Origin of the sequence: Rhodococcus sp. 15-2388-1-1a, assembly GCF_002259145.1 — a bacterium.
GTDB lineage: Bacteria > Actinomycetota > Actinomycetes > Mycobacteriales > Mycobacteriaceae > Rhodococcoides.
The window spans coordinates 1-24,042 of the sequence record NZ_NPFP01000036.1 but is presented as its reverse complement, the minus strand read 5'-3'; the positions used below and the strand labels follow the sequence as shown (position 1 = coordinate 24,042).

Here is a 24,042-nt window from a genome sequence, read left to right as displayed (position 1 = left end):
AGCTACCGCCCCGTCAGTTCTTCGAGCGCGGGAACGAGCGTGCGTAGCGCGCGGCCACGATGCGAGGCGGCGTCCTTCTCCTCGGGGCTGAGCTGCGCGGCGCTGCGGCCGTCGCCCTCGGGAACGAAGATGGGGTCGTAGCCGAAGCCGTTCTCCCCCATCGGCTCTCGGCCCACCACACCGCGCCACTCGCCGCGGACCACCGTCTCGGCACCGCCGGGAATCACCAGGGCACACGCCGAGACGAATGCGGCTCCGCGACGCTCGTCAGGGGTATCACTCAACTGCGCCAGAACCAGTGCGGTATTGGCCTCGTCCTGCCCGTGCGTACCGGACCAGCGAGCCGAGAGCACTCCGGGCATCGCGTTCAGGGCATCGATTTCGATTCCGGAATCGTCTGCCACACAAGGCAATCCGGTGGCCGCCGCGCCATCACGCGCCTTGGCGAGTGCATTCTCCTCGAAGGTCGCTCCGGTCTCGGGGGCCTCCGGAAACGGCGGCACCTCGTCGAGGCCGACCAGTTCGATTCCGGCCACTCCGGCGGCGTCGAGCACCCGCCGGAGTTCGCGCAACTTCTTCGCGTTCCGGCTCGCGACCAGAAGCTTCGAGTCAGGCACCGAACTTCTTCTTCGGTTCCGCGGCCGCAGGCTCGGGCAGTTCGCCGGGGTACGGCAAAGCCAGTGCTTCCTTCTGCACCTCGAACAACTTCTCGATGCCGACGAATGCGGAGTCGAGCAACTTGTCGAGTGTGGTTCGAGGGAAGGTCGCGCCCTCTCCGGTTCCCTGGATTTCCACCAACGTGCCGGTGTCGGTGGCGACGACGTTCATGTCGACCTCGGCGCGCGAATCTTCTTCGTAGGGCAGATCGAGGCGCACTCGGCCGTCGACGACGCCGACACTGACTGCGGCGATCATGCACGAGATGGGCTGCGGATCGGCCAGTCGCCCCGCTGCTCGCAGGTACGTGACCGCGTCGTTGAGCGCGACGAACGCACCGGTCACGGCCGCGGTGCGGGTACCGCCGTCGGCCTGGAGTACATCGCAGTCGAGGGCAATGGTGTTCTCGCCGATCGCAGCGAGGTCGATGCATGCTCGCAGTGAGCGTCCGACCAAACGAGAAATTTCCTGGGTGCGCCCACCGACCTTGCCCTTGACGGACTCGCGGCCGTTGCGGGTGTGGGTGGCAGCGGGGAGCATCGCGTACTCGGCGGTAAGCCAACCGAGGCCGGATCCCTTCCGCCAGCGCGGGACGCCCTCCTCGACGCTGGCCGTGCACATCACCCTGGTGTTGCCGAATTCGACCAGCACCGACCCTGCCGGGTGGCTGGTGAATCCGCGGGTGATCTTGATGTTGCGGAGCTCGTCGTCCGCCCTGCCGTCTTCTCGTCTGGACACGACTCGAAGCCTAGCGCGTCGTCAGACGGTGAAGACGTCCCCTGGCAGAACCGCGTGCACCGGTCCGCTGAACTCTGCTTTCGCCTCGGCGATGACGTCCTCCCGTGAGGTCCACGGTGGAATATGGGTGAGCAACAGCTCCCCCACCCCTGCCTCGCGCGCGATTCGGCCCGCCTCGGTGCCGGACAGGTGCACACCCTCGGGCCGCTCCGGACTGTCGGTCCACGACGCCTCGCACAGGAACATGTCTGCCCCGTGCGCCAGATCCTGGACTGCCTGGCACATTCCCGTGTCTCCGCTGTACGCGAACGTACGGCCTTGCGCAGTGGTGACCCGCATGCCGTACGACTCCGGCGGATGGAACACCTGCCGAGCCAGAATCGACAACTTCCCGAACTCCACGGTGCGTCCGTCCACCCAGCGACGCAGGTCGATGGTGTCGGACATGTCGTCGATCTGCCCACCGCACTCGGCCGAGGCGACTCCGAGCCGGAACGCCGTGTCCTTGGGTCCGTAGACGATCGCTCGCCCCTCCGGCGGAGTGGGGTGGTAGCGACGCCACACCAGCAGACCCGGAACGTCCAGGCAGTGATCGGCGTGCAGATGCGAGAGCAGAACGCTCACATCTCCCGGATCGGCGTAGCGCTGCAACGCCCCGAGGATGCCGGGACCGAAGTCGAGGACGACCGGCGCGGTCTCCTCTTCTTCCAACAAGTAGCCCGACGCGGGTGAATCGGGTCCGGACACACTGCCCGAACATCCCAGGACGGTAATTCGCATGAAAGCCATGCTGCCACGCCGAGCGCATCACCAGAAACGTTCGGGCAGTATTCACAGCGCGAGTCGGCGAAATTCACCGACGACCACAGGTGTGTCTGCAGTTACCTTGCGCCTACGGAGTGAGCCGATCGAGCGATTTCGCGCGCGCCCTCTCGGCTCGCGCGTCGGCGGACAACAGCCGAGCGGCAACCACTCCGCCCACCGCGCCGAACAGATGCCCCTGCCACGACACGTTCGGCTCACTCGGGAGCACGCCCCACAGGGCGCTGCCGTACAGCAGGAACACCACGACGCCGATCGCGATCTGCCCCAGTTTGCGGGTGAAGAAGCCGCGCACCAACAGGTATGCGATGAAACCGAAGATCAGAATCGACGCACCGATCGTGTTCGTATAGGAACCGGCGGTGAGCCAGGTACCGAACCCGCCGACCACCCAGATGATCCCGGTGGCAGCCAGACCACGCGCCAGTCCGGAGAGCAACACCAGAAACCCGAGCACGGCGATCGGCACGGTGTTCGCGATCAGATGCTGCCAGTCGTCGTGCAGCACGGGCGCGAACAGAATTCCCCACAACCCCTCGACCGAGCGGGCCTGGATCCCGTTACGTTCGAGCCTCGACCCACTGGCCACATCGATGAACTCGATGACCCACAGCAGCACGGTGAATGCTCCCACCAGGACGGCGGCCCGCATCCAGACCGGCCGCTCACGCTCGGCTGGACGGTTACTGATCTCGCTCATGATCGCCTCCGGATTCGGTCCCTCCACGGTACCGGGCAGAGGTATCGCGTGAGCCGCGCTCAGGCTCCCGATCCACCGAATGCCGACGGGAAGATCTGGCGGTAGGTAGGGATCCCGGCCACCGAGGTGGCGTCGAGCAGGGCCCGGACGATGGCTCGCTCGACGACGATCGCTGCGGCCTCGGTGACCGCGGCCAGTACCGGTAGCTCCGTCGAGAACGCGGCGGGAACCGAGGACTCTGCGGTGACGGGTCTGGTGCCGGTGGACACGGCGAAGATCGTGTCGCCGTCGAGCGGCGAGTGTGCCGGTCGAACGGCCCGCGCCAGGCCGTCGTGACCGGCGACGGCAATCCGCTTGCACGACGCAGACGACAACGCAGCGTCGGTGGCGACAACCCCGATCGTGGTGTTCAGTGCCGTGCCTTTGGGTTCGAGGGCGAGCGCGGCCCACAGCTGATTCACGTCGGGCTTGCGCATACCGAACGCCGCAGGCCCGAGCGTGCCGACACCCCACAGCAGTCCGGTACGCGGATCGAACACTGCGCCCACCGGATTGGCGACCATCAGCGCCGCGACCGTGACCCCGTCGGCCGGCCCGCCCTCGATCACCGTGCTGGCTGTACCGACACCGCCCTTGAGCACTCCGGCGCGGGCACCGACTCCTGCCCCGACCGATCCCGTCGCGAAGTCGGTCGCTGCTGCTGCCGCCGCGAGATAGCCGAACTCCGCCGTCGGCCGCGCAGTCCACTCACCGACCGGAAGATCGAAGATCACCGCGGCCGGCACGATCGGTACGACGAGGTCGGGACTGCCCATCGGAATCCCCTGGCCGTGCTCTTCGAGCCACCGCATGACGCCGTCGGCCGCGGCGAGTCCGTAGGCACTGCCCGCGGTCAACAGGATCGCGTTGACGTGCTGGACGGAATGGCTCGGATCGAGCAGATCGGTCTCGCGAGTCCCCGGCCCGCCGCCGCGAACATCGACGGCCGCCGTCGCACCTCCGAGTGCACGAACCACCGTGCAGCCGGTCGCCGAGCCGGAACCCATGGTGGCATCGTCGTCGCGTTCGTGATGATGACCGACCAGCAGACCTGCCACGTCGGTCAGGGAATCCCGCGGTCCGGGAGTCTGGAAAGCAGCGGTCACGCGCGCGTCCTAGGGAATGAGGACCTGTACGAGTGAATCCTGCATCCAGGTCAGCCAGTGGTAGACGTCGAGATGTGGAGCGCGGGGATCGCCCTCGTCGAGGACATCGGGTGTATCCGCGCTGATCCCCAGCGTCGTGCCGAGCGCCAACCTCACGTCGTTGAGGCCAGTCAACCATGCATCCGCCTGCTCCTGGGTGAGCACGATCTTGCCACCGGACTCGGGAAGGGTGGCCAGGATCGTCGATCCTGCGGCCATCTTCTCGTCGATGATCTCGGGCTCGTGAAGTCCGCGGAGTGCACCGTTGAGGTCTGCCGGGTCCTCCTCGTCGCGGCCGGGGTCGGCGCGGTGGAAGTCCGGCAGCAGCCGAGCCAGTGCGGCGTCCTCGGGCGGGCTGTTGTGCCCGGTACGCAGACCGGTCAGCGCCGCGAGTTCGTCGGTGGGCGCAGCGGCGGAACGGTCGCGCAGCAATCCGAGAACCGAGCCGACCAGCGAACGGAGTACGGCGGCCTCACGAGCATCGATCTCGGACTTGATCTTGACCCCGGACAGCGAATTCCGTCTCGTCCACGTGCGCACTGTTGCTGATGTCCTGTCTGACGAAGAGGGGTGAGCTTCTACTTGTCCTGCTGCATGGTGGCCCACAGACCCGCCGCGTGCAGCCGTCGAACATCGTTCTCCATCGCGTCGCGCTCACCGCTCGACACCACGGCCTTGCCTTCGGAATGCACCTGCATCATCAGCTCGGTGGCCTTGGCCTTGCTGTAACCGAAGAGCTTCTGGAAGACGTAGGTGACGTAATGCATCAGGTTGACCGGGTCGTCCCACACGATGGTGACCCAGGGGGTGTCGTGGGATTCGTCGGCAGCGACGGCCTCGGTCTGGGCCGGAACCGCTTGCGGTGACGCGGCGACGACCCCACCTGCCGAGAAGCCGTCCACGGGCAGAAGCGTTCCATCCACCGTCAACCAAGGCATGTCCACAGGGTACGGCGTGTCGGGCCAGCGTCACACGCTCGCCCCTTCGCTCGTAGTGTGGGCGAGGTGAGCAACGACGCGACCACAGATCACGCGATTTTCACCGACGACGTCAGTACCGCGCTGCTGACCGATCAGTACGAGTACACGATGCTGTCGGCCGCTCTGGCCAGCGGCAACGCAGATCGTGTCTGCAGCTTCGAGGTCTTCGCGCGCAGGTTGCCCGCAGGCCGCCGGTACGGGGTTCTCGCGGGCACCGGCCGGATACTCGACGCCATCGCGCGCTTTCGGTTCGGCCCGGACGAGCTACGCATCGTGGCCGAATTTCTCGACGCAGACACCGTCGAGTGGCTGCGCAACTACCGCTTCACCGGCGACATCGACGGTTATCGCGAGGGCGAGCTGTACTTCCCCGGCTCCCCCGTTCTGACGGTCCGCGGCACGTTCGCCGAGTGCGTCGTTCTCGAGACCGTGGTGCTCTCGATCCTCAACCACGACAGCGCCATCGCGTCCGCTGCAGCCCGGATGGTCACCTCCGCGAAATCTCGCCCGATCATCGAGATGGGATCGCGGCGCACCCACGAGGAAGCAGCTGTCGCCGCCTCACGCGCGGCATACCTCGCCGGGTTCACCGCGACATCCAACCTCGAAGCCGTCCGACGCCACGGCGTCCCAGGCGCGGGTACGTCGGCGCACGCCTTCACGCTGCTGCACACCACCGCCGACGGCCCGGACGAACGGTCCGCATTCGCGGCTCAGGTGCGCGCGCTCGGTGTGGGCACCACCCTGCTCGTCGACACCTACGACATCACCCAGGGCGTCGCGAACGCCATCGAGGTGGCCGGCCCCGAACTCGGCGGTGTGCGCATCGACTCGGGCGACCTCGGTGTACTCGCGCGGCAGGTACGCGACCAATTGGATGCCCTCGGTGCGCCGAAGACCAAAATCGTCGTCTCGGGTGACCTCGACGAATACGCCATCGCCGCATTGCGCGCCGAGCCGGTCGACTCCTACGGCGTCGGCACCTCGCTCGTCACCGGTTCCGGCGCACCGACGGCGGGCATGGTCTACAAGCTGGTCACCGTCGACGGCATTCCCGTCGCCAAGCGCAGCAGCCACAAGGAGTCTCGCGGTGGCACCAAGGCGGCGCTGCGTACCGCGCGCCGCACCGGCACCGCAGTCGAGGAGATCGTGCACCCGTTCGACGCTCCCCCGACCGTCGAGAGCGATCTGACGGTGGAGACGTTGACCACGCCGTTGGTCCGCGGCGGAGAACGAGTCGCCGACCTACCGACACTCGCCGACGGCCGTGACCTGCTGGCCCGACGCCTGGTCAGCCTCCCGTGGGAGGGCTTGAAGCTGTCCCAGGGCGAACCGGCCGTACCCACTCGCTTCGTCGAGGGGTGACAGCGGTGTCGGTACCGAACCGGGTGGGCGATCGGCAGTAGTCTGCTTCGGTGCCGTCGAAGACCGAGTTGCCAACCGTTCCCGCTCTCCTGCAGGTCGCGGTGCACTCCCTCGGCGGCAAGGAACGCAGCAATCAGCTGACGATGGCCTCGGCGGTGGCGCACTCGATCGATACCGGGGAGCATCTCGCGGTGCAGGCAGGCACCGGAACCGGCAAGTCCCTCGCGTACCTCGTTCCCAGCATTCGGCACGCGGTGGAATCCGGCAAGACCGTCATCGTCTCCACGGCCACCATCGCGCTGCAGCGGCAGCTGGTAGACCGCGATCTACCGCGCCTGTCCGACGCCTTGACCGAGGCCGTCGGCCGCCGCCCGAAGTTCGCAATCCTCAAGGGCCGCAACAACTATCTGTGCATGAACAAGATCCACACCGGGGCTGCGCAAGAGGCACCGGATGCGGAACTGTTCGACCCGTTCGCCGTCTCGCGGATGGGACGCGAGGTGGTACGGCTGACGAAGTGGTCGTCCGAGACCGAGACCGGCGACCGCGACGACGTCGTGCCCGGGGTCAGCGATCAGGCCTGGCGTCAGGTCAGCGTCACCGCCCGCGAATGCCTGGGCAAATCCCGCTGCCCCGTCGGCGAGGACTGCTTCGCCGAGCGCGCGCGCACCGAGGCTGCCCAGGTCGACGTCGTGGTGACCAATCACGCCCTGCTCGCGATCGACGCGATCACCGGAATTCAGATCCTGCCCGAGCACGATGTCGTGGTCGTCGACGAGGCCCACGAATTGGTCGACCGAGTGACCGGCGTTGCCACCGAGGAGCTGTCGGCCGCGACCGTCACCGCCGCGGCGCGCCGGAGCGCGAAGTTGATCGAAGAAGAGACGGTCGATCAGCTCGAAGGAGCCGCCGAGAACTGGGCCGCGATTCTGGACGAGCTACCCCCGAGCCGCTGGCAGTCTCTGCCCGACGGCGTCGGCCCCGCACTCGCCTCCATTCGCGACGCCGCCTGGGCGGTCCGCACCGCGATCGGCCCCAACAAGCAGGGCATGGCGGCCAGCGATCCCGAGGCTGCCGCGGCTCGCAGCGCCGCACTCGTCGCGATCGACGAGGTGCACGACAGTGCCGTGCGCGTCCTCACGGCGTTCGACGAACCCGACCCGGCCAAACGCAAGGACGTGGTCTGGCATGCCGTCGACGATTTCCGCGGCAACGTCAAACGCACCGTCCACATCGCCCCGCTGTCGGTGGGCGGACTGCTCCGAGCGCGCCTGTTCGCCGAGTCCACCGTGGTGCTCACCTCCGCGACCTTGACCGTCGGCGGATCGTTCGACGGCTTGGCCGTCAACTGGGGGCTTCCCGCAGAGAAGCCGTCGCGCAGTGACACCGCGATGGCATCGGGCGTGGAACCGCCGTCCGACACCGGGTCGATCAGGTGGAATTCGCTCGACGTCGGGTCGCCGTTCGACCACGCCAAGGCCGGCATCATGTACATCGCCAAGCATCTGTCGCCACCCGGACGTGACGGCCTCTCGAAGTCCTCCCTCGACGAGATCGAGTCGCTGGTCAGCGCCGCCGGCGGCCGAACGCTCGGACTCTTCTCGTCCATGCGCGCCGCCAAGGCCGCCGCCGAGGAGATGCGGGAGCGCCTCGATACGCCGATCCTGTGCCAGGGCGACGATTCCACCGGCGCACTGGTGCAGAAGTTCGCCGACGACGAGGCCACCTCCCTGTTCGGGACGCTGTCTCTGTGGCAGGGCGTCGACGTCCCCGGCCCGTCGTTGAGTCTGGTGATCCTGGACCGCATTCCGTTCCCGCGGCCCGACGATCCGCTGCTGGTGGCCAGGCAGCAGGCCGTCGAATCACGTGGCGGCAACGGCTTTCTCGCGGTCGCCGCCAACCACGCGGCCCTGCTGCTGGCGCAGGGCGTCGGCCGACTGCTTCGTAGCGTCGACGACAAAGGTGTTGTCGCCGTGCTCGATTCGCGCCTGGCGACCGCCCGCTACGGCGGCTACCTACGTGCCTCGCTGCCGCCGTTCTGGGAGACCTCGGACCCGGAGGTGGTCCGCAAGGCCCTCACCCGTCTCGCCGGAAAGTAGCTGCTCCCTAGGGCGTCGCCACCAGACCCAGCTCGGCATCCGAGGCCAGACCGTGGTGATGAGGTAGCACCCGCACCGTGTATCCCACCGTGCCGCTGTGCGGCAGCCGCGTCTCGCCCGCGTACACGTGCTCGCCGCCGTCGGTTCCCACGTGCGTCATGGCCGTCGTGCGAATGTCGGTGAGGTTCTCGTCCTCGTCGACGCGTCCCACGACCGCCTGCACCACCACGTCCGACGCGTCCAAGCCGCCGAGATCGACGTTGGCGCGCAGCGAGAGCTCAGCACCGATCACCGGAGTGTCCGGCAGACCCTCACTGTCGACGCGGGTGACTTTCACTGCGCCCCATGCCTGTTCGACGCGGCGGCGGTACGATGCGACATCCGTGGCACCGCGGTGATCATCGGCCGATGCCGCGCGCGCGGATTCCGCTGCGGGCGCGTAGTAGCCCAGCGTGTAGTCCTGAACCATTCTCGACGCCAGCACTTTCGGGCCCAACTGCTCGAGCGTGTGCCGCACCATTTCGATCCAGCGGCTCGGCACACCGTCGTCCCCGCGGTCGTAGAACTTGGGTAGCACTGCCTGTTCGAGTAGTTCGTAGAGTGCAGCGGCTTCGAGATCGTCGCGGCGGTTGTCGTCGGTGACGCCGTCCGCGGTGGGAATGGCCCAGCCGTTCTCGCCGTCGTACATCTCGTCCCACCACCCGTCGCGAATCGAGAGGTTCAGGCCGCCGTTGAGCGCGGACTTCATGCCCGAGGTGCCGCACGCTTCGAGCGGTCGCAACGGATTGTTCAGCCACACATCGCATCCCCAGTACAGGAATCGCGCCATGGACATGTCGTAGTCGGGCAGGAACACGATGCGGTGCCGTACGTCGGCCTGATCGGCGAACCTGACGATCTGCTGGATGAGCGCCTTTCCACCGTCGTCGGCGGGGTGCGACTTGCCCGCGACCACCAGCTGGACCGGACGAACCGGGTCCAGCAACATGGCGCGCAGCCGCTCGGGTTCGCGGAGCATCAGGGTCAGGCGCTTGTACGTCGGTACCCGTCGAGCAAAGCCTACGGTGAGTACGTTGGGATCGAAAACATTTGCTGTCCAACTGATCTCGGCCTCGGTCGAGCCGCGTTCGAGAGCCGAGCGCCGCACCCGGCGCCGTACCTCGTCCACCAGTTGCGCGCGCAGGGCGTTGCGTGTGGACCACACCTGGTCCGAGGACAGCGGCCCCGGCTCCCCGTCTGCCCATTCCCGAGCAGACCACGTCGGAGCGTGGACGCCGTTGGTGACCGATCCGATAGGCACCTCGGATGCGTCGAATCTCCGCCACAGGTCGTTGAACATCTCGCGGCTGACGATGCCGTGCAGCTTCGACACACCGTTGGCGCGTTGTCCCAGACGCAACCCCATGTGCGCCATGTTGAACACCGACGCGTCGCTCTCGCCGCCGAGGGCGAGGATTCGATCCATCGGCAGACCCGGCAGCAGCGCCGAGTCCGCGCCGCCGTCCGCACTACCGAAGTAATGCCGCACCAGATCGGCCGGAAACCGGTCGATGCCGGCGGGGACAGGGGTGTGGGTGGTGAAGACGGTGCCGGCCCGCACCGCCGCCAGCGCCGCGTCGAAGTCCAGGGTTCCGGAGGTGACGAGTTCGCGGATGCGTTCGACGCCCAGGAAGCCGGCATGGCCCTCGTTCATGTGGAACACCTCGGGATCGGGCAGACCGTGCGCACGGGTGTAGGCCCGGATCGCTCGAACGCCGCCGATACCGGCGAGTATCTCCTGCTTGATGCGGTGGTCCTGGTCGCCGCCGTACAACCGGTCGGTGACCCCACGCAGCTCCGGGTCGTTGTCGGCGATGTCGGAATCGAGCAGCAACAGCGGGACGCGTCCCACCTGGGCGATCCACACCCGTGCCCGCAGAACCCGAGATCCGGGCATCGACACGTGGATCAGCACCGGTGAGTCGCCGTCGTCGGTAAGCAATCGCAGCGGCAGACCGTGCGGGTCGAGTGACGGATAGCGTTCGGCCTGCCAGCCGTCGGCCGTCAGCGATTGGCGAAAGTATCCCGAGCGGTAGAGCAACCCGACACCGATCAACGGCAGTCCCAGGTCGGAGGCAGCCTTGAGGTGGTCGCCGGCCAGAATCCCGAGGCCGCCGGAGTAGTTGGGCAGCACCTCGGTGACGCCGAACTCCATCGAGAAATACCCGATGCCCGACGGCAGAGCACGTCCCTCGGCCAGTTCGTTCTGGTACCAGAGCGGACGGGCGAGGTAGTCGTGCAGATCCGCCTCGGCGGCGTCCAGCTCGGCCAGAAAGCGCTCGTCGGCCGCGAGTTCCTCGAGCCGCGCCGGTGCGACGGCTCCCAGTACGGCCACCGGATCGCGCTCGAGTTCGGTCCACAACAGTGGATCGATGTGCTCGAACAGATCCTGCGTCGACGAGTGCCACGACCACCTGAGGTTTGTCGAGAGCTCGGCGAGGGCATTCAAGCGGGCGGGAAGATGGGCTCGGACGGTGAATCGGCGCAAAGCTTTCACAGGGTCGAACCCTACCCACGGACACCTGTGTCGATGGGCGGCTTACACGAAATCTGCTCCGCGGTGCCCGTCACGGGCAGTATGCGTCGGCGCACGCGCCATCTGCATTGCTGCATTACGGTTGACGAATAGAAGCACACCAATATCGGTTCGATCAGAGGTTGCGCCCGCGCAGCCATACCTCTAGCGAAGAATGGAGTGTGAAGTGACAGGTCGACTTGGTATCGACAATGTCCTTCCAGATACGACGACCGGGAAGTACCCCGCGAAAGCGGTGGTGGGCGAGACGTTTCCAGTCTCCGCCGACGTCTGGCGCGAGGGTCACGACGCGGTGGCCGCGACACTGTCGGTGCGCGGACCGGGAGGCAAACTCGAACGCATCCCGATGACACCGGGCCGCGAACCCGACACGTTCGACGCGGTGTTCGTCCCCTCTCGGCCGGGTTACTGGATCTGCCGCATCGAAGCGTGGAGCGATCCGATCAGCACCTGGCGCCATGCCGTCGAAGCCAAGCTCGGAGTGGGCCAGAGTGCTCACGAGCTCTCGAACGATCTCGAGATCGGGGCGCGGCTGTTCCTGCGGGCTGCCACCGGCGTTCCTGCCGAGAGCAGGCAGATGCTGGCCGATGTCGCCGCCGCGTTGCGCGACACCGATCGCCCGCTGCCTGCCCGGGTCTCCTCCGCGTTCGCGTCGTCGGTCGCCGAGTTGCTGTTCGCTCACCCGCTGCGCGAACTGGTGACTCGTTCTCGCGCGGTCAACGTGTGGGTCGATCGCAATCTCGCCCTCAACGGTGCGTGGTACGAGTTCTTCCCTCGGTCCACCGGCGGATGGAACGAGGACGGCTCTCCTCGACACGGCACGTTCGCGACGTCGATCGAGCAGTTGCCCCGCATCGAGCGGATGGGATTCGACATCGTCTACCTGCCGCCGATCCACCCCATCGGCACCATCAACCGCAAGGGCCCGAACAACACGTTGACCCCCGGTCCCGAGGACGTCGGATCGCCGTGGGCCATCGGCTCCGAGGACGGCGGGCACGACGCCATCCATCCGGAACTGGGCACCGAGGACGATTTTCGCGCGTTCGTCGCCGCCGCACAGGAGCACCACCTGGAAGTGGCCCTTGATCTCGCCCTTCAGGCTGCTCCCGACCATCCCTGGGCTGCAACACATTCCGAGTGGTTCACGGTGCTACCGGACGGCACGATCGCCTATGCCGAGAATCCGCCGAAGAAATACCAGGACATCTACCCGGTCAACTTCGACAACGACCGACGTGGCATCTACGAAGAAGTGCTGCGCGTGGTCCGATACTGGATCTCTCTCGGGGTCAAGGTCTTCCGAGTCGACAACCCACACACCAAGCCGCCGGACTTCTGGGAATGGCTCATCGCCGAGGTCAAGAAGACCGATCCGGACGTGCTGTTCCTCGCCGAGGCGTTCACTCGACCGGTGCGCATGTACGGGCTGGCGCAGCGCGGCTTCACGCAGTCGTACACGTACTTCACCTGGCGTACCGCCAAGTGGGAGCTGACCGAGTTCGCCGAGGAGCATGCTCGACGCGCCGACGACGCGCGGCCGAACCTGTTCGTCAACACCCCGGACATCCTGCACGAGAGCCTGCAACACGGCGGACCCGGAATGTTCGCTCTCCGAGCAGCTCTCGCGGCGACGATGGCACCCACCTGGGGCGTCTACTCGGGCTACGAGCTGTTCGAGCACCAGGCCGTGCGAGAGGGCAGCGAGGAATACCTGGACTCGGAGAAGTACCAGTTGCGCCCACGCGATTTCGAGGGTGCGCTGGCCCGCGGCGAGTCGCTCGAGCCCTGGATCACCACGCTGAACGCGATTCGGCGCGCGCATCCGGCGCTGCAGCAGCTCCGCAACATCCACTTCCACACCATCGACAACGAGGCGCTGATCGGATATTCCAAGTTCGACCCGCAGACCGGTGACTCGATCCTGGTGGTGATCAACCTCAATCCCTTCGGAGCCGAAGAAGGCACCATCCACCTGGACATGCCTGCCCTCGGCCACGACTGGCAGGACACCCTCACGATCAAGGACGAAGTGAGCGGCGTCCACTACGACTGGGGCCACACCAATTTCGTCAGGCTCGAGCCCTGGACGTCGGTGGCGCACATCTTCACGCTCCCCCACATCCCGTACCCGGCTCGTATCGAACTGGCCTACCGCGGCAACCGAAAGTGAGTGGATTCAACGTGACCGAGAATCCGAGAACACCCGAAGACACCGTCGCAGCCCCGTCCGACAACGATCTCGATCTCATCGCTGCCGGGCGGCACTACAACCCGCATTCCGTCCTCGGTGCCCACCCGGTGCCGGGCGGAACGGCGATCCGCGCCCTCAAGCCCGACGCCGAGAAGGTCGTCGCCCGCGTCGGTGGCGTCGACCACGAGTTGACCCACGTCGCGCACGGAGTCTTCTCGGCCCTGCTCCCGTTCGAGGACCTGATCGACTACCGCCTCGTGGTGACGTGGCCCGGCGGACACGTCTCCGAATCCGCCGACGGATACCGCTTCCTGCCCACTCTCGGCGAACTCGATCTGCACCTGTTCGGCGAGGGCAGGCACGAGCGTCTGTGGGACATTCTCGGCGCGCACCAACAGTCGTATGCAACTCCGGACGGAGCCGTCACCGGAACCTCGTTTGCGGTCTGGGCCCCCGCAGCGCAAGGCGTCACCCTCGTCGGCGACTTCGACGGCTGGACCGGCCGCAGCTGGCCGATGCGCGTACTGGGCTCGACCGGTGTGTGGGAGCTCTTCGTTCCCGACATCGCGCCGGGCGCGCTGTACAAGTTCCGCGTCCACGGTGCCGACGGTTCGGTCAAGGACAAGGCCGACCCGATGGCCTTCGCCACCGAGATCCCACCGTCGACGGCCTCGGTCGTCACCGCGTCCTCGTACACCTGGAACGACGAGTCCTGGCTCGACACCCGGGCCGGCATCGAGCCGACGCAGGCACCGATGAGTGTGTACGAGATCCACCTGGCGTCCTGGCGACCGGGTCTGGGGTACCGCGAGCTCGCCGAGCAGTTGGCCGAATACATCACCGAAACCGGATTCACCCACGTGGAGCTGCTCCCGGTCGCCGAGCACCCGTTCGGCGGGTCCTGGGGTTACCAGGTGACGTCGTACTACGCACCGACATCGCGCTTCGGCAGCCCCGACGATTTCCGTTACTTCGTCGACCACCTCCACGGTGCCGGAATCGGCGTCATCGTCGACTGGGTTCCCGCGCACTTCCCCAAGGACGAATGGGCCCTGGCCCGGTTCGACGGCGGCCCACTGTACGAGCACGGCGACCCACAGCGCGGCGAGCAACTCGACTGGGGCACACTTGTTTTCGACTTCGGCCGCCGAGAGGTGCGCAACTTCCTGGTCGCGAACGCGCTGTACTGGATCGACGAGTTCCACATCGACGGCCTCCGTGTCGACGCCGTGGCATCGATGCTGTACCTGGATTACTCCCGCCCCGAGGGCGGCTGGTCGCCGAACATCTACGGTGGCCGCGAGAACCTCGAGGCCGTGACCTTCCTGCAGGAGATGAACGCAACGGTGCACAAGAAGCACCGCGGCGTCGTCACCGTGGCCGAGGAGTCGACGGCATGGCCCGGCGTCACCCGCCCGACGAACGTCGGCGGACTCGGGTTCAACATGAAGTGGAACATGGGCTGGATGCACGACACCCTCGGCTTCCTCGGGCGTGATCCCATTCATCGCAGTTACCACCACCACGAGATCACCTTTTCTCTGGTCTATGCGTGGAGTGAGAACTACCTTCTCCCCATCAGCCACGACGAGGTGGTGCACGGCAAGGGCACGTTGTGGACGCGAATGCCAGGCGACGATTACGCCAAGGCTGCCGGCCTGCGCGGCATGCTCGCCTACATGTGGGCGCACCCCGGTAAGCAACTGCTGTTCATGGGACAGGAGTTCGGGCAGACCCGTGAGTGGTCCGAGGAGCGTGGCCTCGACTGGTACCAGATCGACGAGGAACCTCTGCACAACGGCGTCAAAACCCTTGTGTCCGATCTCAACTCGACGTACAAGTCCCACCCGGCACTGTGGACGCTCGACACGTCGCCGAGTGGATACTCGTGGATCGACGCCAACGACACCGAGAACAATGTGCTGAGCTTTCTGCGGTACGGATCCGACGGTTCGGTCATCGCGTGTATTTTCAACTTCTCCGGAAACGAGCACGGCAGCTATCGTGTGGGACTACCGGAACCCGGCCGTTGGACAGAGATCCTCAACACCGACGCAACGGAGTACGGGGGCTCCGGCGTGGGCAACCTGGGTGAAGTGACGGCAACATCGCACTCGTGGCACGGTCGACCGGCGTCAGGCCAGGTCGCACTACCCGCCAACGGGGCGATCTGGATAAAACTGGAGCGATAGATGAGTGGCGGCCGCACACCCCGACTACTGGCCGCGGCCGCCACTGCAGGGTTGCTCCTGCTGACCTCGTGCGCGCAGACCGTCGGCGGGAACGCGGTATCGATCTACGAGAACCCGTTCACCGTCGCAGGACTCCCGGTCACGAGCGGGCCGAGCGGGCCGCGTCCGGGAGTCCCCGATTCGACGATCGAGGTGGAGAACGCCGAGGGCACCGACTCGGACATCCTCGCCACCAACGCGATCGACGACATCCAACAGTTCTGGGCCGAGCAGTACTCCAGCTTGTTCAAGGGGTCGTTCACCCCGGTCTCGAATGTCGTCTCGTGGGACGCGTCCGAGGACGAGGGATCGGGTATCAGATTCTGCGGAGACCGAACCGGCGGCATCCCGAACGCCGCCTACTGCACCCGCGACGATTCGATCGGGTGGGATCGGACCATTCTGCTCCCGGCTCTGGTCGACGCGTTCGGACCGATGTCGGTCGTGATGGTGATCGCCCACGAATACGGCCACGCCATTCAGCATCAGTCGGGGCTCGTCGGCGACGACACCCCGACCATCGTGGCCGAGCAACAGGCCGACTGCTTCGCCGGTGCGTTCATCCGCCACGTCGCCGAAGACGATGCGCCGCACTTCACGATCAACACCTCGGACGGACTCAACGGCGTACTCGCCGCAACGGTCGCCGTGCGCGACGTCGATCCCAACGATCCCGAATCGGTGCACGGCTCGGCATTCGAGCGCGTCACCGCCGTGCAGATCGGCTTCACCGACGGCGCGGCGGCCTGCACCGGCATCGACGAGGCCGAAATCGATTCGCGTCGAGCATCGTTGCCGCAGAAGTTCAGCGACCCCGACGACTCCGGTGAGCTACCGGTGACCGAGGATTCCCTCGGTGCCTTCACCCGATCCTTCGAGAAGGTGTTGCCCGTCGCCGATCCGCCGGCCGTCGACTACTCCGGTTCGGCCACCGGATGCTCCGACGCAGAGGCCACGGCACCGGTGTCGTACTGCCCGGCGACCAACACCATCGGTGTCGACGTCGAGGGCCTCGCCGAGCAGGGAATGCCCGAGACTCCCCGACGCGGAGACATCTTGCCGCTCAACGTTTCCGGCGACTACAGCGCCTACGTGCTGTTCGCCTCGCGCTACACGCTCGCGGTGCAGAAGGAAGCAGGCCAGACGCTCGACGATCCGCAGGCCGCCCTACGCTCGGCCTGCCTGTCCGGAGTGATCACCTCGGCGATGAGCGTCGAGAGCGGAACGACGGACCTCGAAGTCTGGCTCTCCCCCGGCGATCTCGACGAAGCCGTGTCCGGACTGCTCAACGACGGCCTCGCCGCCAGCGACGTCAACGGTACGACGCTGCCGTCCGGCTTCTCCCGAGTCGATGCGTTCCGTTCGGGAGTTCTCGGCGGCAAGGATCGGTGCGACGCGCGCTACAGCTGAGTACCGCTGTCAGTACAGGGCGGACGCGAGTTTGCGCCGCGCGGAGACCACAAGAGGATCGGCCGAGTCGAACAACTCGAACAGCTCGAGCAGACGGGTGCGCAGCGCAGTGCGGTCGTCGCCTGCGCTGATCTTGATCCCGTCGATCAGACGAGCGAAGGCCTGTTCCGGTTGCTGACCGGCCATCTCGGCGTCCGCTGCATCGATCCGAGCCTGCACGTTTCCGGCGTCGGCGTCGGCGATTGCAATCGCGTCCGGTGCCAGGTTCTGCACACGGGCCAGGAACTTGACCTGACGCAGCGCGGCAACGGCCTCGGTGTTCTTCGGTTCGGCGTCGATGATGGCCTGATAGGCAGCTTCTGCCTTGTCGAAATCGCCGTCGTCGATGGCTTCTTCGGCTGCGACGATCCGCGGATCCTCGATCTCGGGTTCCGGTTCGGCAGCCGCCGCCCCGGGAGGCCCGGTGAGCTTTCCCGCGGTCGCCTGCTCGACCGCTTGTAGCCACTGACGCAGCTGCTCGTCCGACTGCGTTCCCTCGAAGTCGGCGAGGGGCTGGCCGGCTGCAACGGCAACCACCGTCGGAATGGCTTTCACACCGAACGCCTGCGCGATCTGCGGATTGGAGTCCACGTCGACTCGCGCGAGCACCCATGTACCCGCGGCTTCCACGGCCAGCTGTCCGAGCTGACGCGTCAACGCCTGGGACTGCGGCGAACGCGCCGAACCCAGGTCGACGATCACCGGTACCTGCGTCGACCGCTGCAGAACCTCGGCCTCGAACGTAGCCGCAGTCACGTCGACGATCGGTGCCAGACCTCCCGCGTCGCCCCCGGATTCGGCCGCAGGTGCAGGTGCAGGTGCCGGACGGTCCTTGAGAACGGACAGGTCGACGGCACCGGCAATGGATGCGGGAACGACGGCTGACGGGCGGGCGGGAGGACGGGAACCGGGTCGAGTCACGCCCTACAGTTTGTCACTAACACGATGCGTCATCCACTGGCGGGCGGTCAGGACAGAACCTTCGCGTCGGCGGCGGGGCGGCCGGTGCTCAGCTCGGCGAGACGGCCGGTACGCGCGGCCCAGATCTCGAAGACGACGGTGCCGAACGGGGGAAACGCCGCAACGAGCGCCAGCAAGGTTGCCTTGACGTCCCACTTGAGCTTCACTGCCGTCAACACGGCGACGGCCAGATACACCACGAACACGCCACCGTGGATCGGTCCGAAGATCTTCACGCCGATCTCGTTGCCGTCGGCGGGGATGTACTTGAACGCCATCCCGATCAGCAGTCCCAGCCAGGTGAACGCTTCGAGCACAGCGATGAAACGGAAACGTTTGGCCGTGCTGCTCAGGTCGAAGAAGTTGGTCATGCCCGCTATTGTGCCCGTTTTGCTACGACAGAACGTAGTGGCTCTGGTCTCACCAACGACCAGAGCCACCGACGCGCTATTTCTTGGGTACCCGAACGATGAGGGCGTCGCCCTGTCCACCGCCGCCGCACAGTGCGGCCGCGCCCACTCCGCCGCCGCGTCGCTGCAGCTCGAGAGCCAGATGCAAGGCGATGCGAGCGCCGGACATGCCGAGGGGATGTCCGATGGAGATCGCTCCGCCGTTGACGTTGACGATCTCGGAGTCGATGCCGAGTTCGCGGGTCGACGCGATTCCGACCGCTGCGAACGCCTCGTTGATCTCGACGACGTCGAGGTCCTTCGGGTCGATGCCTTCCTTCTCGCACGCCTTGGCGATCGCGCGAGCAGGCTGCGACTGCAGTGTGGAGTCCGGACCGGCCACCACTCCGTGCGCGCCGATCTCGGCGAGCCAGGTCAATCCGAGCGATTCGGCCTTCTCCTTGCTCATCACCACGACGGCGGCGGCACCGTCGGAAATCTGCGACGCCGAGCCGGCGGTGACGGTGCCTGCCTTGTCGAAGGCGGGGCGGAGCTTGCCGAGGGAGTCGACGGTGGTGTCGGCGCGAATGCCTTCGTCTGCGGTGAACTGGATCGGCTCACCCTTGCGCTGCGGAATCGACACCGGGACCACCTCGTTGTCGAAGACGCCGTTCTTCCAGGCCGCAGCAGCTTTCTGATGCGACGCGGCGGCGAAGGTGTCCTGCTCCTCGCGAGTGATGACCTCGGTGCTCTGGTTGCGCTGCTCGGTCAGTGCACCCATGGCCTGATCGGTGAAGATGTCGTACAGCCCGTCGTAGGCGAGGTGATCACGCATGGTGACATCGCCGTACTTGAATCCGGCCCGCGACTTCTCGAGCATGTGCGGTGCCTGGGTCATCGACTCCTGACCGCCTGCGACGACGATCTCGAATTCACCGGCGCGGATCAGCTGGTCGGCCAGTGCGATGGCGTCGACTCCGGAGAGGCACACCTTGTTGATCGTCAGTGCAGGCACGGTCATCGGGATACCAGCAGCAACCGCAGCCTGACGGGCCGGAATCTGGCCGGCACCAGCGGTGAGAACCTGGCCCATGATGACGTAGTCGACCTGATCCGGCGCGACACCGGCCTTGTCGAGTGCACCCTTGATGGCGATTCCGCCGAGGTCCGATCCCGAGAAGTCCTTCAGGGCACCCGAAAAACGTCCCACGGGCGTGCGAGCGCCGGCGACGATGACTGTTGTGGTCACGATTTCCTCCGAAAGTATGAAGACGGCCTTGTCGAGATCAACGCTCCGACGCCCCCTGCCGATACCGGCCGGGCGGAGCACCGAAACGTAGCTGGCGCTAACGTCATGGCCATGACCTCCAGCACGCAGTCTTACACGGGAGCTCCACTGCGCTCCGATCTGGTGACGGCTATCGATCACGTGGGTGTCGCGGTGCCCGATCTCGACGCCGCTATCGCCTGGTACACCGACCACCTCGGCATGGTTGCGGTGCACGAGGAGATCAACGAGGAACAGGGCGTTCGCGAGGCGATGCTGTCCTTCCCCGGAGCCACCGATAAGTCCGCTGCACTGCAGTTGCTCGCGCCGATCGACGAGTCGTCCACCATCGCCAAGTTCATCGGACGCAACGGCCCGGGACTGCAGCAGTTGGCGTACCGCGTCACCGACATCGAAGAGATCTCGACCGAGCTGCGCGCTCGCGGCGTTCGGTTGCTGTACGACGCCCCACGCCGGGGCACCGCCGATTCTCGGATCAACTTCGTCCATCCGAAGGACGCCGGTGGCGTGCTCATCGAACTTGTCGAACCGAACCCCGACGCGCACTGATCCAACTCTGTGAATCAGCCGTATGGCTCTCCACTTGACTCACCGGTAAATTGACGGCCATGGCCATCGATCATGAGCGCACTTCCACGGTGCAACTTCCCTTTTCCATCGTCCGGAAGGGGTTCGATCGCGACGAAGTCACCAATTACTTCGAGCGGTTCGACGCCGAGCTCCGGCTGACAACCGCTGACCGTGATGCGGCCGCGGCCCAGGCTCGTGATCTGGCCAAGCAACTCGACGACGCCCGTGACGAGATCGACGAACTGCGCAAGGACATCGATCGCTTGTCGGTTCCGCCCACCACAGCGGAGGGGATGAGCGATCGGATCTCACGGATGCTGCGGCTGGCCTCGGACGAGGCATCCGAGGTACGTGCCAAGGCGCATTCGGAGTCCGAGGAAATGATCTCCGTTGCGCAGCAAGAGAGTGCCCGGCTTCGCGGCCGTCACGAGTCACTGGTGGCCGAACTCGAAGAGCGCCGAACGGCACTCGAAGCCGAACACCAGCAGACCATGGCTCAGGCGCGCACCGAAGCAGCTCGAGTGGTCGAGGCCGCGCAGGCCGAGCGCGACAAGTTGGCTGCCGAATCCGAGGCCAAGCGAGCCAAGGTCCAGGAAGACTTCGAGATCACGATGGCCGAGCGTCGCACCAAGGTGCTCACCGCCCTCGAGGAACTCGAAGCGTCCAGCAAGGCCGATGCTGCTCGCCGGATCGAGGAAGCAACCACCGAATCTGCTCGACGGCTTCAGTCCGCGAGTGAGCAGGCCGAACGACGCATCGCGCACTCGAAAGAACTGGCCGAGGAGCTGCGTGTGCTCCGCAGTCGCGTACTGGCACAGCTGCTCGGAATTCGGGGCCAGCTCGATTCGGTTCCGGCGATGCTCGCCTCGGTCAATCGCGAGAGCGAACTGCTCGACAATCCCGACCCGACGGCCATCCTGAAGAAGGAAGAAGAGAAGGCAGCCGCGAAAGCCGAGGCCGAGAAGGAATCGGCCGACTCGGCATCCTGATTCAGCAGATCCCCCGCCTGGCCTCCCCCGCTACGACCATCTGCGGGTGAGGCCTCGCGTGTTTCGGCCGGACCAACATCCGGTATGCCAGTGTCTGCGATTGTCAGCACCGCCGAAATCGTCCGACGGCCACGCGACGATGTGTGCGACGCCCGGCCGCACCTCGTGATCACAGCCGGGGCATCGGTAGGTCTTCACGGCCTTGGCACCCGGAACCATCCGCGTCGTGTACGTGTCACCGTCCGGACCGACCTCGACCCGGTTGCCGCCCAACACGGAGTCGGTCGCCGGACCGAGGTCACTCGGGCCGCTCCGATTCGGTCGGCGGGGTTGATTACGACGAGGCACCCGTCCAGTGTAGAGAACAGTCCGATTCGTGCCGACAGACGTCAGAAAAGACGGAACTCGGTACTGTCGGTTCCCCGCAGGACGTCGTAGTCGAGTGTGAGACAACGAATGCCGCGATCGGTGGCCAACGTCTTCGCCTGAGGCTTGATGACCTGTGCAGCGAACACTCCGCTGACCGGAGCCAGCAGCGGATCACGATTGAGCAGCTCCAGATACCGAGTCAGCTGTTCGACGCCGTCGATCTCACCACGTCGCTTGATCTCGACGGCCACGGTTCCGCCATCGGCGTTGCGGCACAGTAGGTCCACCGGACCGATGGCCGTCATGTATTCGCGTCGGACGAGCGTGTATCCGTCACCCAAGGTGCTGACGTGCTCGGCCAACAACTCCTGAAGATGTGCCTCCACACCGTCTTTCACCAAACCGGGATCGATGCCGAGCTCGTGACTCGAGTCGAGCTCCACGTCGTCGATGGTGATGCGAAGTTCCTCGCCGGCCTTGTTGGTGACGACCCACTTGATCGTCTCGCCCTCGGTGGTCTCGACCGTCCAGCAGGGCGGAGACATCCAGTTGAGCGGCTTGTAGGCCCTGTCGTCCGCGTGCACGCTGACCGATCCGTCGGACTTGACGAGGAGTAGACGCCGAGCCGACGGGAGGTGTGCGGTGAGGCGGCCGACGTAGTCGACTTGGCAACGAGCAATAACTAGACGCACTCGACCACCTTAAGGCAGGTGCCCCGTTAGTCTGTGACGACCATGCCGCAATTGAGACGATCTGCCGCTCCCCTGGGTTCCCGACTGCTCGGCGACACCTCCGAGTCGCCACGTCGACGACGGATCCGAATTCAGCTGCTGCTGACCGTCTTCTTGGTCCTGTCGAACCTGATCGGCGCAGTCATCGTGGGCGTTCTGATCAGCGTCGTCGTTCCCGGACCGGACGTTCTGGAGATGGATCGCTATTGGTGGGTGAACTTCATCGTCGTCCCCGTGTACGTCTTTCTCGCATTCCTGGTCGGCGTCGTCTGGGGCACCACGAGCGCGCTGAGCAGCCTGCGGTGGGGCATCGAGGATCGCCAACCCACACGATCCGAGCAGGTGGCCACTCTCGCGATGCCGTGGCGCCTGACGCGCATGCAGATAGCGCTCTGGATCGGCGCGTTGATTCTGTTGACCACGATCGACGGCATCATCGATCCTCAGGCGATACCCAAAGTTGCGTTCACGATCGCCGCGGGCGGCACCGTCGTCTGCGCGTTCAGCTACCTGCTCAGTGAATTCGCGCTTCGCCCCATCGCAGCCCGAGCACTCGAGGCGGGTGACCCACGTCGAATCCGTATCGCCGGTGTCATGGGTCGCTCCATCCTGTCGTGGTTGTTGGGAACCGGCGTTCCGGTCTCCGGACTCATGATGATCGCGGTTTTCCGCTTCCTCCGACCCGAGACGAGTGCCAACCAACTCGCCGTGTCCATCCTTGCTCTGGGCGGAATCACCATCGTCTTCGGTTTCGCATTGACCGTCCTCGGCGGCTTCGCGACCACCTCCCCCATCAACAACGTGCGGGCCGGCATGGCAGAGGTGGAGAAGGGCAACATGAATGTCCGTCTCGCGGTGTACGACGGCACCGAGCTCGGGGAACTGCAGAGTGGGTTCAACCGGATGGCCGACGGAGTGCGCGATCGAGAGAAGATCCGCGACCTGTTCGGCCGACATGTCGGACACGAAGTTGCTGAAAAGGCGTTGCAGTCCGACAGCGAACTCGGTGGCCAGGAACGCGACATAGCTGTGTTCTTCATCGACCTCGTAGGTTCGACGGAGCTGGCGGCATCCCGGCCCCCCACCGAGGTCGTGGACCTACTCAACCGATTCTTTGCAGTAGTCGTCGACGAGGTCGACGAACACGGCGGCTTCATCAACAAATTCGAGGGCGACGCCGCGCTGGCCATCTTCGGTGCCCCCAACGAAATTGCCGACCACTGCGGCTCAGCGTTGGCCGCAGCTCGGGCAATTGCCCGACGGCTGCTGGTCGAAGTACCCGAATGCAGTGCCGCTGCCGGTGTCGCAGCAGGTCGCGCCGTGGCCGGCAACGTCGGTGCGAAGTCCCGATTCGAGTACACGGTCATCGGAGACCCGGTGAACGAGGCCGCCCGCCTGTCCGAACTGGCGAAGAACGCTCCAGGAGCGATCCTGGCCTCCAAAACGGCAGTCGACGGTGCCGCGGACGACGAGGCGCACCTTTGGGAATTCGGTGATGCAGTAACCCTCCGTGGACGCTCCGCCGAGACGGTCCTCGCGAATCCGAAAGATGCGAAGGTCGCCGCCGACAAGCCTGTCGCCGTGCACGCCTGATTCCTGTCGACGGTCGTCTCCATCGATGCCGACTCGGCGTCGGCATCGACCCGCGAATGCGCGCGCGTTTGTCAGGTGCGCGGGAAGCAGGTAAAGGTCGGGGTGCGATTGTGCGCGCGGATGGCGAATGCGCGCGCGTTTGCCGGAGGGGGTGGGAGT

The 24,042-nt window shown here is 65.9% G+C and carries 21 protein-coding genes; 8 read left to right on the top strand and 13 right to left on the bottom strand.

All coding sequences use genetic code 11. The features are described from left to right. Positions 1–2: 2 nt before the first annotated feature. From rdgB to clpS, 7 genes are all read right to left on the bottom strand, one after another. Positions 3–617 carry an RdgB/HAM1 family non-canonical purine NTP pyrophosphatase gene (gene rdgB / locus CH302_RS20350; protein WP_037193342.1) on the bottom strand — a complete coding sequence of 205 codons (615 nt, stop codon included), beginning with the start codon at positions 615–617 and terminating at the stop codon, positions 3–5. Further along, positions 610–1,395 carry a ribonuclease PH gene (gene rph / locus CH302_RS20345; protein ID WP_037193345.1) on the bottom strand — a complete coding sequence of 262 codons (786 nt, stop codon included), beginning with the start codon at positions 1,393–1,395 and terminating at the stop codon, positions 610–612. The genes rdgB and rph overlap by 8 nt, the downstream gene beginning before the upstream one ends. Positions 1,396–1,416: 21 nt before the next feature. After that, the gene (locus CH302_RS20340; protein ID WP_176460741.1) at positions 1,417–2,175 is read right to left on the bottom strand and encodes a cyclic nucleotide-degrading phosphodiesterase; all 759 of its coding nucleotides are present in this window, start codon (positions 2,173–2,175) and stop codon (positions 1,417–1,419) included. A 112-nt stretch (positions 2,176–2,287) separates the two neighbouring features. Then, on the bottom strand, positions 2,288–2,917 hold the full coding sequence (locus CH302_RS20335; RefSeq protein WP_037193347.1) for a rhomboid family intramembrane serine protease: 630 nt from the start codon (positions 2,915–2,917) through the stop codon (positions 2,288–2,290). A gap of 59 nt (positions 2,918–2,976) precedes the next feature. Further along, entirely contained in the window at positions 2,977–4,062 is a 1,086-nt protein-coding gene (locus CH302_RS20330) for a P1 family peptidase (protein WP_037193350.1), read from the bottom strand. Between the two features lie 9 nt (positions 4,063–4,071). Next, the gene (aosR, locus tag CH302_RS20325; protein ID WP_037193352.1) at positions 4,072–4,641 is read right to left on the bottom strand and encodes an oxidative stress transcriptional regulator AosR; all 570 of its coding nucleotides are present in this window, start codon (positions 4,639–4,641) and stop codon (positions 4,072–4,074) included. A gap of 38 nt (positions 4,642–4,679) precedes the next feature. Then, positions 4,680–5,039 carry an ATP-dependent Clp protease adapter ClpS gene (gene clpS / locus CH302_RS20320; RefSeq protein WP_306437425.1) on the bottom strand — a complete coding sequence of 120 codons (360 nt, stop codon included), beginning with the start codon at positions 5,037–5,039 and terminating at the stop codon, positions 4,680–4,682. Positions 5,040–5,189: 150 nt separating this feature from the next. On the opposite strand from clpS, the gene CH302_RS20315 reads away from it, so the two are divergent. Both CH302_RS20315 and CH302_RS20310 read left to right on the top strand, forming a co-directional pair. Next, positions 5,190–6,446: a nicotinate phosphoribosyltransferase gene (locus CH302_RS20315; protein ID WP_230596377.1), complete on the top strand. Its 1,257-nt coding sequence runs from the start codon at positions 5,190–5,192 to the stop codon at positions 6,444–6,446. A gap of 50 nt (positions 6,447–6,496) precedes the next feature. Next, positions 6,497–8,545: an ATP-dependent DNA helicase gene (locus tag CH302_RS20310; RefSeq protein WP_037193354.1), complete on the top strand. Its 2,049-nt coding sequence runs from the start codon at positions 6,497–6,499 to the stop codon at positions 8,543–8,545. A gap of 7 nt (positions 8,546–8,552) precedes the next feature. Here CH302_RS20310 and glgP read toward each other — a convergent pair whose 3' ends face one another. After that, positions 8,553–11,081, bottom strand: a complete 2,529-nt coding sequence (gene glgP, locus CH302_RS20305) for an alpha-glucan family phosphorylase (protein WP_037193356.1) — start codon at positions 11,079–11,081, stop codon at positions 8,553–8,555. A 205-nt stretch (positions 11,082–11,286) separates the two neighbouring features. Between glgP and CH302_RS20300 the strand changes: the two genes are divergently transcribed. Genes CH302_RS20300 through CH302_RS20290 form a run of 3 tightly spaced genes read left to right on the top strand, consistent with a single transcriptional unit; the run spans position 11,287 to position 16,955 of the window. After that, positions 11,287–13,293, top strand: coding sequence for an alpha-1,4-glucan--maltose-1-phosphate maltosyltransferase (locus CH302_RS20300; RefSeq protein ID WP_037193358.1), 2,007 nt, complete (start codon positions 11,287–11,289; stop codon positions 13,291–13,293). An 11-nt stretch (positions 13,294–13,304) separates the two neighbouring features. Next, positions 13,305–15,506, top strand: coding sequence for a 1,4-alpha-glucan branching protein GlgB (gene glgB, locus CH302_RS20295; RefSeq protein ID WP_037193692.1), 2,202 nt, complete (start codon positions 13,305–13,307; stop codon positions 15,504–15,506). Continuing rightward, positions 15,507–16,955: a metallopeptidase gene (locus tag CH302_RS20290; protein WP_037193360.1), complete on the top strand. Its 1,449-nt coding sequence runs from the start codon at positions 15,507–15,509 to the stop codon at positions 16,953–16,955. Positions 16,956–16,964: 9 nt separating this feature from the next. Here CH302_RS20290 and CH302_RS20285 read toward each other — a convergent pair whose 3' ends face one another. From CH302_RS20285 to CH302_RS20275, 3 genes are all read right to left on the bottom strand, one after another. Beyond that, positions 16,965–17,858, bottom strand: coding sequence for a tetratricopeptide repeat protein (locus CH302_RS20285; RefSeq protein ID WP_037193694.1), 894 nt, complete (start codon positions 17,856–17,858; stop codon positions 16,965–16,967). 104 nt (positions 17,859–17,962) lie between these two features. Continuing rightward, complete coding sequence (locus tag CH302_RS20280) at positions 17,963–18,334, bottom strand: DUF3817 domain-containing protein (protein ID WP_170945994.1); 372 nt, start codon at positions 18,332–18,334, stop codon at positions 17,963–17,965. 67 nt (positions 18,335–18,401) lie between these two features. Continuing rightward, entirely contained in the window at positions 18,402–19,592 is a 1,191-nt protein-coding gene (locus CH302_RS20275) for an acetyl-CoA C-acetyltransferase (RefSeq protein ID WP_037193362.1), read from the bottom strand. 105 nt (positions 19,593–19,697) lie between these two features. On the opposite strand from CH302_RS20275, the gene mce reads away from it, so the two are divergent. Next, positions 19,698–20,180 (top strand): methylmalonyl-CoA epimerase, encoded by a 483-nt coding sequence (gene mce / locus CH302_RS20270; RefSeq protein WP_371828450.1) that lies wholly within the window; start codon positions 19,698–19,700, stop codon positions 20,178–20,180. A gap of 59 nt (positions 20,181–20,239) precedes the next feature. Continuing rightward, positions 20,240–21,190, top strand: a complete 951-nt coding sequence (locus tag CH302_RS20265; RefSeq protein WP_037193363.1) for a hypothetical protein — start codon at positions 20,240–20,242, stop codon at positions 21,188–21,190. Between the two features lie 30 nt (positions 21,191–21,220). Here CH302_RS20265 and CH302_RS30675 read toward each other — a convergent pair whose 3' ends face one another. Both CH302_RS30675 and nucS read right to left on the bottom strand, forming a co-directional pair. Next, positions 21,221–21,538, bottom strand: coding sequence for a hypothetical protein (locus CH302_RS30675; RefSeq protein WP_037193364.1), 318 nt, complete (start codon positions 21,536–21,538; stop codon positions 21,221–21,223). A 41-nt stretch (positions 21,539–21,579) separates the two neighbouring features. Next, on the bottom strand, positions 21,580–22,251 hold the full coding sequence (gene nucS, locus CH302_RS20255; protein ID WP_032394670.1) for an endonuclease NucS: 672 nt from the start codon (positions 22,249–22,251) through the stop codon (positions 21,580–21,582). 42 nt (positions 22,252–22,293) lie between these two features. On the opposite strand from nucS, the gene CH302_RS20250 reads away from it, so the two are divergent. Then, positions 22,294–23,883 carry an adenylate/guanylate cyclase domain-containing protein gene (locus CH302_RS20250; protein WP_037193698.1) on the top strand — a complete coding sequence of 530 codons (1,590 nt, stop codon included), beginning with the start codon at positions 22,294–22,296 and terminating at the stop codon, positions 23,881–23,883. Positions 23,884–24,042 lie beyond the last annotated feature (159 nt).

Bases quoted from the DNA above. Each gene is read 5' to 3' on its own strand.
- CH302_RS20340 (WP_176460741.1), bottom strand. From the start codon at position 2,175: ATGCGAATTACCGTCCTGGGATGTTCGGGCAGTGTGTCCGGACCCGAT.
- CH302_RS20335 (WP_037193347.1), bottom strand. From the start codon at position 2,917: ATGAGCGAGATCAGTAACCGTCCAGCCGAGCGTGAGCGGCCGGTCTGG.
- clpS (WP_306437425.1), bottom strand. From the start codon at position 5,039: ATGCCTTGGTTGACGGTGGATGGAACGCTTCTGCCCGTGGACGGCTTC.
- CH302_RS20315 (WP_230596377.1), top strand. From the start codon at position 5,190: ATGCTGTCGGCCGCTCTGGCCAGCGGCAACGCAGATCGTGTCTGCAGC.
- CH302_RS20290 (WP_037193360.1), top strand. From the start codon at position 15,507: ATGAGTGGCGGCCGCACACCCCGACTACTGGCCGCGGCCGCCACTGCA.
- mce (WP_371828450.1), top strand. From the start codon at position 19,698: ATGGCCATGACCTCCAGCACGCAGTCTTACACGGGAGCTCCACTGCGC.
- CH302_RS20265 (WP_037193363.1), top strand. From the start codon at position 20,240: ATGGCCATCGATCATGAGCGCACTTCCACGGTGCAACTTCCCTTTTCC.
- CH302_RS20250 (WP_037193698.1), top strand. From the start codon at position 22,294: ATGCCGCAATTGAGACGATCTGCCGCTCCCCTGGGTTCCCGACTGCTC.